Here is a 15,703-nt window from a genome sequence, read left to right as displayed (position 1 = left end):
AACTTATATAAGAAAGAGACCTTATGAAAGCTACACACACCCTCTATTTATTATTTATTTCCCTCCTTTGCGTTGCCGGTTTCACAGCTTGCGATGATTCGGGAAGTGATGATATGATATGGGATTTTGCTCCTATCGAACTGCATATCGCAGTACAAGATGTTCAAGGTAATGATTTGTTGAATCCTAAAACTCCCGGCAACATTGCCAAGCAAGGAATCAAGGCAATCTATAATGGAAAAATTTATGAAAAGGACGTTCCTATAAACCAAACCAAAGCTTACCTTGCACACTTCAACGGTCTGCAAACAATGAAATTTGAAACTGGCAAATACTTTCTCACTTTTGGAGAATTCAATGGCGACGATACATTCGATAACGAAAAAGTGATAATAGACTGGAACGATGGTACTCAAGACGTCATCACCTTCTCTAGCAAACTGACCTGGAAATCAAAAAATAAACCCGTATTCGACAGAAAGTTCTGTTTGAACGGAAAAGACAACGGATTGCAATTCGGAGGTTTTGTTATCATCAAAGAACCGGTAATCACCTCCTCAACTACTTCCGACCAATAATGTACTCCATAAACAAACGAATATAGTTCAATCAATAACTAAAATATTATGCAGAAATACGGTTTAATAGGTTACCCGTTGAAACATTCCTTTTCTATCGGATATTTCAATGAGAAATTCAAGGCAGAAAATATTGATGCAGAATATGTAAACTTCGAAATTCCACGTATCGAGGATTTCATGGAAGTTATCGAGGAAAATCCCAACCTCTGTGGACTGAATGTGACTATCCCTTACAAGGAGCAAGTCATCCCCTACCTGGACGAACTGGACAAAGACACGGCCAAGATAGGCGCCGTCAATGTCATTAAGATTATCCGCCTTCCCAAAGGCAAAGTGAAACTGGTTGGCTACAACTCCGACATCATAGGATTTACACAATCCATAGAACCACTTTTGCAACCACATCACAAAAAAGCCTTGATTCTGGGCACCGGCGGCGCATCGAAAGCCGTATATCGCGGGCTGGAGAACCTGGGTATAAAAAGTACCTTCGTATCACGCGCCAAGAAAGAGGATAAATACCTCACTTATGAGGAACTGACACCGGAAATCATGCAAGAGTACACAGTGATTGTCAACTGTACCCCAGTAGGCATGTATCCCAAAGTGGACTTCTGCCCCAACATTCCTTACGAGCTACTGACTCCCAACCATTTGCTCTACGATTTGTTATATAATCCAAACGAAACCCTCTTCATGAAGAAAGGCCAGGCACAAGGAGCCGTCACCAAGAACGGACTGGAGATGTTGCTGCTGCAGGCCTTTGCTGCATGGGAAATTTGGAATAAATAATGAAGAAAGCCATAAAATATTCGATTCTCGGTCTGGCTGCCCTCTGCACCGTACTGTTGTGCGGAGGGTACTATATGCTGGGCTATTCCCTGAAACCGGACGACCTCGTTTCACGCAGCCGCAACATAGCCGCATCCTACGATTTCATGTACGAGCGCTATCCCGAACTGCACCCCTGGGTGGATAGCCTGATGACCGCAGGAGCACTGAAGGACTTCTACATCGAGAACGACCGCGGAGAGACGCTGCATGCAGTCTACGTTGCCGCCGCCCACCCCACCCTCAAAACAGCAGTCATCGTACACGGATATACGGATAATGCCGTGCGCATGCTGATGATAGGCTATCTGTACAGCAAGGAGATGGGGTTCAACATCCTGCTGCCCGACCTTTACGGACACGGGATGAGCGAAGGGAACCATGTACAGATGGGCTGGAAAGACCGGCTCGACGTGTTGCAATGGACCGAGACCGCCGATGAGCTTTTCGGACGCAACCATGCGGACAGCATAGCGTCCCGCAGTACAAAGATGGTAGTACACGGCATCTCCATGGGAGCCGCCACCACCATGATGGTATCCGGCGAAGTGGAACACGGACAATACCAACAGCCATTCATCAAGTGTTTTGTGGAAGACTGCGGTTACACAAGCGTATGGGATGAGTTTCGCGGGGAGTTGAAAGAACAGTTCGGACTGCCCGCTTTCCCCCTACTGCATACTGCAAGCTGGCTTTGCCGGCAGGAGTACGGGTGGGACTTCCGCGAAGCTTCTGCCCTGGAGCAAGTAAAGAAATGTACTTTGCCGATGCTCTTCATCCACGGTGATGCCGACACCTTTGTACCGACGTGGATGGTTTATCCCCTCTATGAAGCCAAGCCCGAACCCAAAGAATTATGGATTGTACCCGGTGCCACACATGCCATGTCTTACAAGGATTATCCGCAGGAATACACCGAGCATGTAAAGAAATTCGTAGGGAAATACATACATTGACGTGATTTTTCCTATCTTCGCCGCAACAAATATTGGTAGTATGAGACGATTTATTTCTATAGCATCCTTCTTATGCCTGCTCTTATCCTTGCAGGCACAAGAAGTCTACACCACTAAGAATATTCCTAAAGTACACCTTCAGGACAAGACACGCTATGTGTGCAACCCAGCCGGAATCCTATCAACGGAGGCATGTGACAATATAGACCGTATGCTCTATGCATTGGAGCAGCAGACTGGTATTGAAACGGTAGTTGCCGTTGTTCCCTCCATCGGACAAGAAGACTGTTTTGATTTCTCACATCAGCTGCTCAATGAATGGGGAGTAGGGAAAAAAGAGAAAAACAACGGTTTGGTCATTCTGCTGGTAACCGACCAACGCTGCATCCAGTTTTATACGGGATACGGCTTGGAAGGGGACCTTCCTGATGCCATCTGCAAACGCATACAGACCAAATACATGATTCCCTATCTGAAAGACGGTAATTGGGATGCCGGAATGGTAGCGGGTGTAAAGGCAGTCTGTTCACGTCTTGACGGCACTATGGTGAATGACACGGAAGAGGAGGATGACCTCTCCGTAGGAGGTATCCTACTGGGGCTTATCGGTTTCCTCGCAGTGGCATCTATTATAGGTATCCTTGCCCAACGCGCTGCCAACAAATGCCCCAACTGCGGACAACATAAATTGCAACGTAGCAGCAGCGTACTCATCTCACGCCGCAATGGAGTGAAAACGGAAGATGTGACCTACACCTGCCGCAATTGCGGACATAAAGTAGTGCGCCGCCAGCAGTCATACGATGAAAATTACCGGGGAGGAGGCGGAGGTGGTCCGGTCATCTTCGGTGGTGGAGGTCTCTTCGGCGGAGGTGGCGGAGGAGGCTTCAGCGGCGGCAGCTTCGGAGGCGGTATGGGAGGTGGCGGTGGAGCCGGTTCCCGGTTCTAACGCCGAGGATGTGTCATCTGTGTGCCATCAACCGTTTTGACACACCTTCGAGGATACTGGAAGAAAATAAAACGTTTACATAGAATATAATTAAATGATTAATAACTGCCTTCCCCTCCTCCCCTCTCTCTATCGGAGAGGAATCGGAGGTGAGGCCTAAAAATGAAAAGTATGAAGAAATCAACCATTATCATTATCGTTGTTATAGCTCTTCTCGCCATTTGGGGGGTAACTGGCTATAACGGACTCGTAACCATGGACGAAAATGTCAGCGGACAATGGTCGAACGTAGAAACCCAATACCAACGCCGTGCCGACCTGATTCCGAACTTGGTGAATACCGTGAAAGGATATGCCACGCACGAGAAGGAAACACTGGAAGGTGTAGTAGAAGCCCGCAGCAAAGCCACTCAAATCAAAGTGGATGCTGCAGACCTTACTCCGGAAAAGCTGGCTGAATATCAGAAAGCACAAGGTGCGGTGACTTCCGCCCTCGGTAAATTGCTTGCCATCACGGAGAACTATCCGGACTTGAAAGCAAATCAGAATTTCCTGGAACTGCAGGCACAGCTGGAAGGTACGGAAAACCGTATCAACGTAGCACGTACCAACTTCAACAATGCAGCCAAGAACTTCAATACAGCCATTCGCCGTTTCCCCAAGAATATCCTTGCCGGTCTCTTCGGTTTTGAGAAACGAGCTTATTTCGAAGCGGCAGAAGGAGCGGAACAAGCTCCCCAGGTACAATTCTGATAAATACACAACTCTATAGCGAGGCACAAAGGCGAGAAACTTTGTGCCTCGCTTTGTGTTGTAGAAGATTAGATGTATCTTTGCACATTCAATTGAACAAACCTATTATCTCATGAGTAATCAACGATACATGATGCGAGGCGTCAGCGCATCAAAGGAAGATGTGCACAACGCCATCAAGAATATCGACAAAGGTATTTTCCCGCAGGCTTTCTGCAAAATTATCCCCGACATTTTGGGCGGTGACCCGGAGTATTGCAACATTATGCATGCCGATGGAGCAGGCACCAAGTCCAGTCTTGCCTATATGTACTGGAAGGAAACCGGCGACCTGGGTGTGTGGAAAGGCATTGCACAAGATGCACTGATTATGAACATCGACGACCTGCTTTGTGTGGGTGCGGTAGACAACATTCTGGTATCTTCCACCATCGGACGCAACAAGCTGCTCATTCCCGGCGAAGTAATCTCCGCCATCATCAACGGTACGGACGAACTGCTTGCCGAACTCCGTGAAATGGGTGTAGGCGTTTATGCCACCGGTGGCGAAACAGCCGACGTGGGCGACCTTGTACGTACCATTATCGTAGACTCGACAGTGACCTGCCGCATGAAGCGCTCAGATGTTATAGACAATGCCAATATCCGTCCGGGCGATGTGATTGTAGGTCTGGCATCTTACGGAAAGGCTACTTATGAGAAAGAATACAATGGCGGTATGGGCAGTAACGGACTGACCAGCGCACGCCACGATGTATTCTCCAAATACCTGGCAGAGAAATACCCTGAAAGCTATGACAAGGCTGTACCCGAAGAGCTGGTATACAGTGGCAAGCTAAAACTGACAGACAGTGTCGAAGACAGTCCGCTGGATGCAGGAAAGCTGGTACTTTCCCCCACCCGCACCTACGCACCGGTAGTTAAGAAGCTGCTCGATGCGCTCCGTCCCCAAATCCACGGTATGGTACACTGCTCGGGCGGCGCACAAACCAAGGTACTGCACTTTGTGGGAGACAACTGCCGTGTCATCAAAGACAATCTCTTCCCCGTTCCACCGTTGTTCAAGACCATCAAGGAGCAGAGCGATACGGACTGGAGCGAAATGTACAAGGTGTTCAATATGGGGCATCGCCTGGAAGTGTACCTCTCTCCCGAACATGCAGAAGAGGTGATTGCTATTTCGAAGAGTTTCAACATCGATGCACAGATTGTAGGCCGCGTGGAAGAAAGCGACAAGAAAGAACTGATTATCAAGAGCGAATTCGGAGAGTTCAAGTATTAAATATATGGCAGACAACAATACCATACTCGAAAAGCTGGAAGGGCTTGTCGCCCGCTTCGAAGAAGTGTCGACCTTGATTACAGACCCGGCAGTGATTGCGGACCAGAAGCGTTACGTCAAGCTCACCAAAGAATATAAAGAACTGGGCGACCTGATGAATGCCCGCAAAGAGTACATGCAAGTACTGGGCGGCATAGAAGAAGCCAAAGAAATTATCGCCAACGAAACAGACCAGGAGATGCGGGAAATGGCACGCGAAGAGCTGGATGCCTGCCAAGCCCGCCAACCGGAACTGGAAGAGCAGATAAAGCTGCTGCTCGTCCCCGCCGACCCGCAGGATGGCCGTAATGCCATCCTCGAAATTCGTGGCGGCACGGGTGGTGACGAAGCGGCAATCTTTGCCGGCGACCTCTTCCGCATGTACACCAAGTATTGCGAATCCAAGGGATGGAAAATGGAGATATCCAGCGCCAACGAAGGTGCAGCCGGCGGTTTCAAGGAAATTGTCTGCTCCGTGACGGGCGACAATGTATACGGCACACTGAAATATGAATCGGGCGTGCACCGCGTGCAGCGCGTACCGGCCACAGAAACGCAAGGACGGGTACACACCTCAGCCGCCAGCGTAGCCGTGCTTCCCGAAGCCGAAGAGTTCGACGTAGTTATCAACGAAGGTGAAATCAAGTGGGACACCTTCCGAAGCGGTGGTGCCGGCGGTCAGAACGTGAACAAGGTGGAATCCGGCGTGCGCCTGCGCTACAACTGGAAGAATCCCAACACAGGCATAGTCGAAGAAATCCTCATCGAATGTACCGAGACGCGCGACCAGCCCAAGAACAAGGAACGCGCCCTCTCGCGCTTGCGTACCTTCATCTACGATAAGGAACACCAGAAGTACATCGACGACATCGCCTCCAAGCGTAAGACGATGGTCAGCACTGGCGACCGCTCCGCCAAGATACGCACCTACAACTATCCGCAAGGACGCATCACGGACCACCGCATCAACTACACCATCTACAATCTCGCCGCCTTCATGGACGGAGACATCCAAGACTGCATCGACCACCTGATTGTGGCGGAAAATGCAGAAAGACTGAAAGAGAGCGAACTGTAAGGCAGTGATAAGTAACCCGTAACTAAAAAATAATATGAACAAACAGCAATTATTCGAGAACATCAAGCGCAAGAAGTCATTCCTTTGCGTAGGTCTTGACACCGACATCAAGAAAATACCCGAACATCTTCTGAAAGAGGAAGACCCTATATTCGCTTTCAACAAAGCCATCATCGACGCTACTGCCGACCTCTGCATCGCCTACAAGCCCAATCTGGCATTTTATGAGAGCATGGGCGTGAAAGGCTGGATAGCTTTCGAGAAAACCGTAAACTACATCAAGCAGAACTATCCCGACCAATTCATCATCGCCGACGCCAAACGCGGTGACATCGGGAACACCTCTGCCATGTATGCCCGTACCTTCTTCGAAGAGCTGGATATAGATTCCGTAACCGTAGCTCCCTACATGGGCGAAGACAGTGTGACCCCGTTCCTTACGTACGAAGGCAAATGGGTAATCCTGCTTGCGTTGACCAGCAACAAAGGCTCGCACGACTTCCAGCTGACGGAAGACACCAACGGCGAACGCCTCTTCGAAAAAGTGCTCCGCAAATCCCAGGAGTGGGCCAGTGACGAACAGATGATGTACGTAGTAGGCGCCACACAAGGCCGCGCCTTCGAAGATATCCGCAAGATTGTTCCCGAACACTTCCTATTGGTTCCCGGCGTAGGCGCACAAGGCGGCTCCCTGGAAGAAGTCTGCAAGTATGGCATGAACAAGACTTGCGGCCTGATTGTCAACTCCAGCCGTGGCATCATCTACGTGGACAAGACAGAGAACTTCGCCGCCGCCAGCCGAAAAGCAGCCCAAGAAGTGCAGGCACAGATGGCGGAAGAGTTGAAAAAAGTGATTAACGACTAACGCTTAATGTTCGAAAGAAAGATTATCAACGACCCTGTCTTCGGGTTCATCAACATACCAAAGGGGTTGTTGTACGATGTTGTACGACATCCTCTTTTGCAACGTCTAAACCGTATCAAGCAACTGGGGTTGTCCTCTGTCGTATATCCCGGTGCGCAGCATACACGGTTCCAACACTCTTTGGGAGCCTTCTACCTGATGAGTGAGGCCATCCAGCAACTTGCCACCAAAGGAAACTTTATCTTCGACAGCGAAGCCGAAGCTGTGGAAGCCGCTATCCTGATGCACGACATCGGCCACGGCCCCTTCTCCCACGTACTGGAAAATACCATCGTGCAGGGCGTCTCCCACGAAGACATCTCCTTGATGCTGATGGAACGTATCAACAAGGAAATGAACGGACAGTTGACACTCGCCATTCAAATTTTCAAGGATGAATACCCCAAGCGCTTCCTGCACCAACTGGTAAGCGGGCAACTGGATATGGACCGCCTGGACTACCTGCGCCGCGACAGCTTCTATACCGGAGTGACCGAAGGCAACATTGGCTCCGCCCGCATTATCAAGATGCTGGATGTAAAGGATGACCACCTGGTAGTAGAGTCCAAAGGCATCTATTCTATTGAGAACTTCCTCACTGCCCGCCGCCTGATGTACTGGCAAGTCTATCTGCACAAAACCTCCGTTGCCTACGAGAAAATGCTGATTAGCACCCTGCTCCGCGCCAAGGAACTGGCAAGCCGCGGCATAGACCTCTTTGCCTCACCCGCCTTGAAATTCTTTCTATACAACGACATCAGCCGGGAGGCATTCTACAACAATCCCGAATGTTTGGAGAATTTCATTCAGTTGGACGATAATGACATCTGGACTGCCCTCAAGGTATGGAGCCGCCATTCGGACAAGGTTTTGTCCACCTTGAGCGCCGGCATGATTAACCGAAACATCTTCAAAGTCGAGATTTCTACCGAACCTATTAGTGAGGAACGGAAAAAAGAACTAACTTTGCAAATCAGTGAACAACTGAACATCCCTCTCTCCGAAGCGAGATATTTCATCTCTACCCCCAGCATCGAGAAGAATATGTACGACGAGGCAGATGACAGTATTGACATCCTCTACAACGACGGCAGCATCAAGAATATTGCCGAAGCATCGGATATGCTCAATATCTCTCTTCTGTCCAAGAAAGTAAAAAAGTACTACTTATGCTACCAACGTTTGCATAGATAAGTATAAAATATTCACCTCAGGACAAGGAAATATAAAAAAAAAGTCCGTTATTTGCGTTTTGAAACCATCTAACAAGAATAAGACATGGAGTTCTCTGCTAAACAAATTGCAACATTTATCCAAGGAGAAATTGTTGGAGACGAGAATGCTACCGTTCACACCTTTGCGAAAATCGAAGAGGGAATACCGGGAGCCATCTCCTTTCTATCCAACCCCAAATATACCCCCTACATATACGAAACCCAATCAAGCATTGTTCTGGTAAACAAGGACTTTGTTCCGGAACAAGAAGTGAAAGCCACCCTGATTAAAGTGGACAATGCGTATGAAAGTCTTGCTAAATTGCTAAATCTTTATGAGCAAAGCAAGCCAAAGCGGGTGGGAATTGACTCTCTGGCCTTTGTTGCCGAGACAGCTAAAATTGGCAAGGATGTTTACATTGCGCCTTTTGCCTGCATTGGCGAATACGCAGAGGTGGGAGACAATACGGTCATTCATCCGCACGTCACGATTGGCAGCGGTGCCAAAGTGGGCAATGACTGTATTATTTACGCTAACTCCACCATCTACCACGATTGCCGGGTAGGAAACCACTGCATCCTGCACTCCGGTTGCGTTATCGGTGCAGACGGTTTCGGCTTCGCCCCCACTTCCGAGGGCTATGAAAAAATACCGCAAATAGGTATCACTATCCTGGAAGACCATGTGGAAATCGGTGCCAACACGTGTGTGGACCGTGCTACTATGGGAGCCACCATCGTACATAGCGGTGTGAAACTGGATAATTTGATTCAGGTGGCACACAATGATGAAATAGGCTCCCACACCGTAATGGCGGCGCAAGTAGGTGTAGCAGGTTCTACCAAGATAGGAGAATGGTGCATGTTCGGCGGGCAGGTAGGCATTGCAGGTCATATTCATATTGGCAACAAAGTGAACCTTGGCGCACAGTCTGGTGTTCCCAGTAGCATAAAGGACGGTAGCCAGCTTATCGGTACCCCTCCTATGGAGCTGAAACAATATTTCAAGGCATCCATCGCACAAAGAAGTTTGCCGGAAATGCAAGTGGAACTGCGCCAGCTCCGCAAAGAATTGAATGAACTTAAACAACTATTAAATAAGTAACCAATGTTAAAACAAAAGACTCTAAAAGATAGCTTTTCGCTTAGTGGAAAAGGTCTTCATACGGGACTTGACCTAACCGTTACTTTCAATCCTGCTCCGGATAACCATGGATACAAAATCCAACGTATCGACTTGGAAGGACAGCCTACCTTCGATGCCGTTGCAGACAACGTATCCGAAACTACCCGTGGAACTGTAATCTCCAAAAACGGAGTAAAGGTGAGCACAGTGGAGCATGGTATGGCAGCCCTCTATGCATTGGGTATCGATAACTGCTTGATACAGGTAAACGGACCGGAATTTCCCATTCTGGACGGAAGCGCCCAATATTATGTCAACGAAATAGAGCGCGTAGGCACTGTAGAACAAAATGCCGTAAAAGATTTCTATATCATCAAGTCCAAAATTGAATTCCGTGACGAAACAACCGGCTCTTCCATCATCGTGTTGCCGGACGAGAACTTCAGCTTGAATGTATTGGTATCATACGATTCCAACATCCTCCCCAACCAGTTTGCAACGCTGGAGGACATGACGAAGTTCAAGGATGAAATCGCCGCAAGCCGTACTTTCGTGTTTGTACGCGAAATTGAGCCGTTGCTGCAAGCCGGTCTTATCAAGGGCGGCGACCTTGACAATGCGATTGTTATTTACGAACGCGAAATGTCCCAGGAGAACTATGACAAGCTGGCCGACGTGATGGGTGTTCCTCATATGGACGCCAAACAATTGGGATATATCAACCACAAACCTTTGGTGTGGCCCAATGAATGCGCCCGCCACAAGTTACTTGATGTCATCGGTGACCTGGCCTTGATAGGCAAGCCCATCAAGGGCCGTATCATCGCTACCCGCCCGGGACACACTATCAACAATAAGTTCGCCCGCCAGATGCGCAAGGAAATCCGTTTGCACGAAATACAAGCCCCTACCTACGACTGCAACCGCGAACCGATTATGGATGTAAACCGCATCCGCGAACTTCTGCCTCACCGTTACCCGATGCAATTGGTGGACAAAGTCATAGAAATAGGTGCCAACTACATTGTAGGTGTCAAGAACGTAACTTCCAACGAACCTTTCTTTCAGGGACACTTCCCGCAGGAACCCGTAATGCCCGGTGTGTTGCAGATAGAGGCAATGGCACAGACGGGAGGTTTGCTTGTACTGAATTCAGTGGATGAACCGGAACGTTACTCCACCTACTTCATGAAGATTGACGGTGTGAAATTCCGCCAGAAAGTGGTACCTGGAGATACCCTCATCTTCCGTGTAGAGCTGATGGCCCCCATACGCCGCGGCATCTCTACCATGAAAGGCTATGTGTTTGTAGGCGAAAAAGTTGTCTGCGAAGCAGAGTTTATGGCGCAAATAGTTAAGAACAAATAATAAAATTTACGATTAGACTATTTACGATTTACGATTCAAATTATTCGTGAGAATTATCACATTCGGATAAAATCGTATATACAGTAAATCGCAAGTATTCTCAATCGTAAATCGTAAATAGCTAAATCGTAAATAATATGATAAGTCCCTTAGCGTATATTCATCCCGAAGCCAAAATCGGGGAAAACGTAGAGATTGCTCCTTTTGTTTTCATTGACAAGAATGTGGTAATCGGTGATAACAACAAGATTATGGCAAATGTCAACATTCTGTACGGTGCACGCATCGGCAATGGAAACACCATTTTCCCGGGAGCCGTTATCGGTGCTATTCCCCAGGATTTAAAGTTCAGAGGGGAGGAAAGCACTGCTGAAATCGGAGACAACAATATCATACGTGAAAACGTAACTGTCAACCGCGGTACAGCTGCCAAAGGCAGAACCATCGTCGGTAACAACAATCTCCTGATGGAAAGTGTACACGTGGCCCACGATGCTCTGATAGGCAACAGCTGTATCATTGGCAACTCTACAAAAATGGCGGGTGAAATTGTCATCGACGATTATTCCATCATCAGCGCCAATGTACTGATGCACCAATTCTGCCATGTGGGCGGTTATGGAATGATACAAGGCGGCTGCCGTTTCAGCAAGGACATCCCACCGTACATCATTGCCGGACGCGAGCCTATCTGCTATGCGGGAATCAATGTGGTAGGGTTACGCCGCCGTGGCTTCTCCAACGAGACCATTGAGAAAATCCATGATGCCTATCGTATTATCTATCAAGGCGGTCTGAACAATACGGATGCCTTGAAGAAAATCGAGGATGAAATGGAAATGACACCGGAAATAAGCTATATCGTAAACTTTATACGTGAATCAGCCCGCGGCATTATCCCCGCAGGAAAATGAAAAACGTATGATTTACACAAAGTCAGAAATCATAAATTATAAATCATCATGATCTACAGATTTACAATCATCTCTGATGAGGTGGACGATTTTGTCAGAGAAATACAGATAGACCCGGAAGCTACCTTTTATGACTTCCATGAAGCGATTCTAAAGTCGGCAGGCTACACTAACGACCAGATGACTTCTTTCTTCATTTGCGATGATGACTGGGAGAAAGAGAAAGAAATTACGCTGGAAGAAATGGATGACAATCCGGAAATGGACAGTTGGGTGATGAAAGAGACCCAGCTGAGCGAACTGGTTGAAGACGAGAAGCAGAAACTTCTCTATGTATTCGATTATATGACTGAGCGCTGCTTCTTCATCGAGCTTTCTGAAATCATTACCGGAAAGGAAATGAAAGGAGCCAAATGCACCAAGAAAGCAGGTGAAGCTCCCAAGCAGACCATTGATTTTGAAGAGATGGCAGCTGCTGGCGGTTCCCTTGATTTGGACGAAAACTTTTACGGCGACCAGGACTTCGATATGGAAGATTTCGACAAAGAGGGTTTCGGCGGTTTGGACGAAGCCGGAAACTCCTTTGAAGAAGAGAAATATTAAACAGACATACCATACAGACTTCTTTTAGGCACGGATTACACGGAAACACACGGTTGTTATTGAATATTCCGTGTAATCCGCGTAATCCGTGCCTATTTTTTTACCCGCATGCACACCCTAATCGTACTTATCGGTCCCACCGGAGTAGGCAAAACAGAGCTCAGCCTCCGATTGGCAGAACATTTCCATACTTGTATCGTCTCAGCCGATTCGAGACAACTCTATGCAGATTTAAAGATAGGCACGGCTGCCCCTACACCGGAGCAACTGCAACGGGTACAGCATCACTTCGTCGGTACCCTGAAGCTGACAGACTATTACAGTGCCGCCCAATACGAAGCGGAAGTGATGAAGCTGCTGGAAGACCTGTTTACAAAGCATAACACCGTACTGCTGACCGGAGGCTCAATGATGTATGTAGATGCAGTCTGTAAAGGAATTGACGACATTCCGACCGTAGATGCCGATACACGCCAGCTCATGCTGCACAAATACGAAACAGAAGGTCTGGAAAGACTTTGTGCGGAACTTAAGCTGTTGGATCCGGAATATTACAAAATAGTAGATTTGAAGAATCCCAAACGCGTAGTCCATGCTTTGGAAATCTGCTACATGACGGGAAAGGCCTACACTTCCTTCCGCACTCAACAAAAGAAAGAACGCCCCTTCCGTATCATCAAAATAGGATTAACACGTAACCGGGAAGAGCTTTATGAACGCATCAACTGCCGGGTGGACCAAATGGTGGAAGAGGGTTTAGTGGAAGAAGCGCGCATGGTCTACCCGCATAAAAGTCTAAATTCCCTAAATACAGTAGGCTACAAAGAAATATTCAAGTACCTGGATGGTGAATGGACATTACCCTTTGCCATCGAAAAGATAAAGCAGAACTCACGCATCTATTCCCGTAAGCAAATGACCTGGTTCAAACGAGACGAGGAAATCCACTGGTTCCACCCGGAGCAGGAAGGGGAAATACTGGAATACTGTCATTGTTCCATCAAAGGCGTATAAGCCTTTCGGACAAGTGCTTCCACATCTTGATAAAGCTTCTGCATTTCTTGAGAATCAATGCTTCCTTGCTGTCTCCAGCTGTCCAACAATAGGCATGTACGGCGAAACACCTCTGCCTCTACCGTAACAAGCTGCTGCATATAGCCATTATTCTCCATATTGTACAGTTTTTCCCAATTCAGATAACGATTGGTTCCCATCCCCTGATTATAACAAAAGACATTGTTGGAAAGCCGGAGTGACCAATCACTGAGCGGAGCGGCGGCACACGCCTTGTCCCAACATACCATCGGAGGCAGAAGTCTATCCGCATCCTTCACCCAAAGCGGCACGGCAATACCCGTAGGAGGATATCCCAGCATTGTCCACATCGTAGTAAGTTCCACCTTCTCACCCGGTTTTACGCCCTGCACCACAATGGAACAAGAAGTACTGTTACGGGGAATAAAATCCTGGTCGACAAACCAACCGGAACCTTGCGGGCGATTAAATTTCCCGTTCTTCAAATCAATATCAAGCATGCCGTTGCGAAACGAACGTGAAAGATCATTAAATATACCCTGCGGTGTGATCCCTCCCGTTGCAGAAGCCCTCATCAGTACCCTGTCTGCCTCCATATAGCGTACATAACCTGCCCCCCGATTTGCTTCACCGGCAAAAGAGAAGTTGGTACGGGCAATGTAGCCGTAAGGAGCATCTTTGGGATTATTGGCATCATACATCGTATATTTATAATAATCCACCTCAAACATGGCGGCAGCGCCTTGAGCGTCGATTACGCCAAAATTGGCCTCTATCAAGCTGGGCTTGGAAATGGTATCGAGGAAATGGCAGAAATCCTCCACCGTGGCACAAACCTCCAAGGCACGGTAGATAATCCTCCCGTTGGCTGCCCCCCGTTCTTCCCCATCTTTCACTTCCACCAGATTGTAGGATTGGGTGTTCATCAAGGCAAAACCAACGGAGTTTGTACCCATCCATGCCTCTTTCAAGGCAGGAAAGTTAGCACTATTCACATCGGCAATGAAGTTATACTTCTCCCCTTTTATATAAGCAACATGATTTCGCAGATAGTCCGTATCACGGTTTTTCCATAGCAACGGACGGCCGTCAGGAGTAACCTTTCCAGAAACGACGGCAGATGTACAAGCCAGAACCGGCTCAGCAGTGAGTGCCGCAAGCAGTCCCCATATTAAAAAAAGATGTTTTATCATAACCTTGCCTTCCTTAGATTTATATTCGCAAAGGTATGATAATCTGTGAAAGGGCAAAAGAAATCCTCTGAAATCCTTATCCCCTATTCATCAGGAAAGAATTATTCGCTGACAAGTTTCTGCAACTTATCCTGCATATACCGAAGTTTCGCAGTTCCAGTACCTTGTTCTATATGACGGATAATGCCTTTCTTATCCACCAGTATAGTGACCGGCATACCACTCACATGAAAGGTCTCGAAGAAAAACAAGTCATCGGCTATCTGGGTAAAGAGGAAAGGACGGCTCTCTACAATTTTCTTTATTTGTACAGCACTGTCAAAAGTCGTAGCAAGATAGGTTACATCAGGATAGACTTCTATCCATTTGTTCAGCTCCGACATTTCACGGATACAAGGACCACAGCCGGTATACCAGAAGTTCAAGACCATAGGACGTCCCGTCACATCGGCCTTGCTCCATTCCTGTCCTTCTGTGTCTTTCACTTTGAATTCCGGAAAAGCCTTTCCTATCCATTCTTCCTTCTTCAAAGTCTGTACGGCACCGCCTATCGGCAACTTCTTCCCCGTTCCTCCACGGTAACTCATCAAGAAAGCTTCCGCACCAGGCACCTCGTCGGCAGGAGTAGCATATTCTCTCACCTCCTCAGACAGCACAATGCCCTTGCGCAAGCGGAGTTCCGTAACCTCGTGTCTCGCGCCGTCCTCATGTATTATGAAAGCCGCCACGTTGTCCGAACCCACACCAGGCGGCATGCCTTCGAAGAAAAGCCCGCCCACCAAATAATATTTCTTACCGGCTGTCTGGGCAGAGCAAAGCCCTGCCCCCACAGCTACCAGAATCAGAAACAAAGAGAGAATTTTCCTTATCATAGTTG

Annotated in this window: 16 protein-coding genes; 14 read left to right on the top strand and 2 right to left on the bottom strand. The window is 47.9% G+C overall.

Annotation, left to right across the window (positions count from 1 at the left end; translation table 11 throughout):
• Positions 1–23 precede the first annotated feature (23 nt).
• From DW039_RS03430 to miaA, 14 genes are all read left to right on the top strand, one after another.
• Positions 24–578, top strand: a complete 555-nt coding sequence (locus DW039_RS03430) for a hypothetical protein (protein ID WP_022401722.1) — start codon at positions 24–26, stop codon at positions 576–578.
• A gap of 48 nt (positions 579–626) precedes the next feature.
• Complete coding sequence (locus DW039_RS03425; protein ID WP_022401723.1) at positions 627–1,373, top strand: shikimate dehydrogenase; 747 nt, start codon at positions 627–629, stop codon at positions 1,371–1,373.
• The gene (locus tag DW039_RS03420; RefSeq protein ID WP_120381695.1) at positions 1,373–2,368 is read left to right on the top strand and encodes an alpha/beta hydrolase; all 996 of its coding nucleotides are present in this window, start codon (positions 1,373–1,375) and stop codon (positions 2,366–2,368) included. Before DW039_RS03425 ends, DW039_RS03420 begins: the two co-directional genes overlap by 1 nt.
• Positions 2,369–2,408: 40 nt before the next feature.
• Positions 2,409–3,317: a YgcG family protein gene (locus tag DW039_RS03415; protein WP_016272585.1), complete on the top strand. Its 909-nt coding sequence runs from the start codon at positions 2,409–2,411 to the stop codon at positions 3,315–3,317.
• Positions 3,318–3,488: 171 nt separating this feature from the next.
• A complete protein-coding gene (locus DW039_RS03410; protein ID WP_005835359.1) occupies positions 3,489–4,070 on the top strand; it encodes a LemA family protein in 582 nt (193 codons plus the stop codon).
• A 112-nt stretch (positions 4,071–4,182) separates the two neighbouring features.
• Positions 4,183–5,352 (top strand): AIR synthase-related protein, encoded by a 1,170-nt coding sequence (locus DW039_RS03405; protein WP_005835357.1) that lies wholly within the window; start codon positions 4,183–4,185, stop codon positions 5,350–5,352.
• Between the two features lie 4 nt (positions 5,353–5,356).
• Positions 5,357–6,469 carry a peptide chain release factor 1 gene (gene prfA, locus DW039_RS03400; protein WP_016272584.1) on the top strand — a complete coding sequence of 371 codons (1,113 nt, stop codon included), beginning with the start codon at positions 5,357–5,359 and terminating at the stop codon, positions 6,467–6,469.
• Positions 6,470–6,503: 34 nt separating this feature from the next.
• Positions 6,504–7,334, top strand: a complete 831-nt coding sequence (pyrF, locus tag DW039_RS03395) for an orotidine-5'-phosphate decarboxylase (RefSeq protein ID WP_005835353.1) — start codon at positions 6,504–6,506, stop codon at positions 7,332–7,334.
• 6 nt (positions 7,335–7,340) lie between these two features.
• Positions 7,341–8,567, top strand: coding sequence for an HD domain-containing protein (locus tag DW039_RS03390; protein WP_005835351.1), 1,227 nt, complete (start codon positions 7,341–7,343; stop codon positions 8,565–8,567).
• Between the two features lie 84 nt (positions 8,568–8,651).
• A complete protein-coding gene (gene lpxD, locus DW039_RS03385) occupies positions 8,652–9,692 on the top strand; it encodes a UDP-3-O-(3-hydroxymyristoyl)glucosamine N-acyltransferase (protein WP_005823705.1) in 1,041 nt (346 codons plus the stop codon).
• 3 nt (positions 9,693–9,695) lie between these two features.
• The gene (locus tag DW039_RS03380) at positions 9,696–11,081 is read left to right on the top strand and encodes a bifunctional UDP-3-O-[3-hydroxymyristoyl] N-acetylglucosamine deacetylase/3-hydroxyacyl-ACP dehydratase (RefSeq protein WP_005823709.1); all 1,386 of its coding nucleotides are present in this window, start codon (positions 9,696–9,698) and stop codon (positions 11,079–11,081) included.
• Positions 11,082–11,218: 137 nt separating this feature from the next.
• Positions 11,219–11,995: an acyl-ACP--UDP-N-acetylglucosamine O-acyltransferase gene (gene lpxA / locus DW039_RS03375; protein ID WP_005823711.1), complete on the top strand. Its 777-nt coding sequence runs from the start codon at positions 11,219–11,221 to the stop codon at positions 11,993–11,995.
• Between the two features lie 48 nt (positions 11,996–12,043).
• On the top strand, positions 12,044–12,598 hold the full coding sequence (locus tag DW039_RS03370; protein WP_005823714.1) for a hypothetical protein: 555 nt from the start codon (positions 12,044–12,046) through the stop codon (positions 12,596–12,598).
• Positions 12,599–12,706: 108 nt separating this feature from the next.
• Positions 12,707–13,612, top strand: coding sequence for a tRNA (adenosine(37)-N6)-dimethylallyltransferase MiaA (miaA, locus tag DW039_RS03365; protein WP_005823716.1), 906 nt, complete (start codon positions 12,707–12,709; stop codon positions 13,610–13,612).
• Here miaA and DW039_RS03360 read toward each other — a convergent pair.
• Positions 13,588–14,826 carry a carcinine hydrolase/isopenicillin-N N-acyltransferase family protein gene (locus DW039_RS03360; protein ID WP_005835346.1) on the bottom strand — a complete coding sequence of 413 codons (1,239 nt, stop codon included), beginning with the start codon at positions 14,824–14,826 and terminating at the stop codon, positions 13,588–13,590. The two genes, miaA and DW039_RS03360, sit on opposite strands and share 25 nt — an antisense overlap.
• Positions 14,827–14,927: 101 nt before the next feature.
• Positions 14,928–15,698: a TlpA disulfide reductase family protein gene (locus tag DW039_RS03355; RefSeq protein WP_022401726.1), complete on the bottom strand. Its 771-nt coding sequence runs from the start codon at positions 15,696–15,698 to the stop codon at positions 14,928–14,930.
• Positions 15,699–15,703: the final 5 nt, after the last annotated feature.

Source organism: Bacteroides sp. AF39-16AC, assembly GCF_003602735.1.
GTDB lineage: Bacteria > Bacteroidota > Bacteroidia > Bacteroidales > Bacteroidaceae > Bacteroides > Bacteroides uniformis.
The sequence above is the reverse complement of the archived record's forward strand: the minus strand, read 5'-3'. Positions and strand labels throughout refer to the sequence as shown.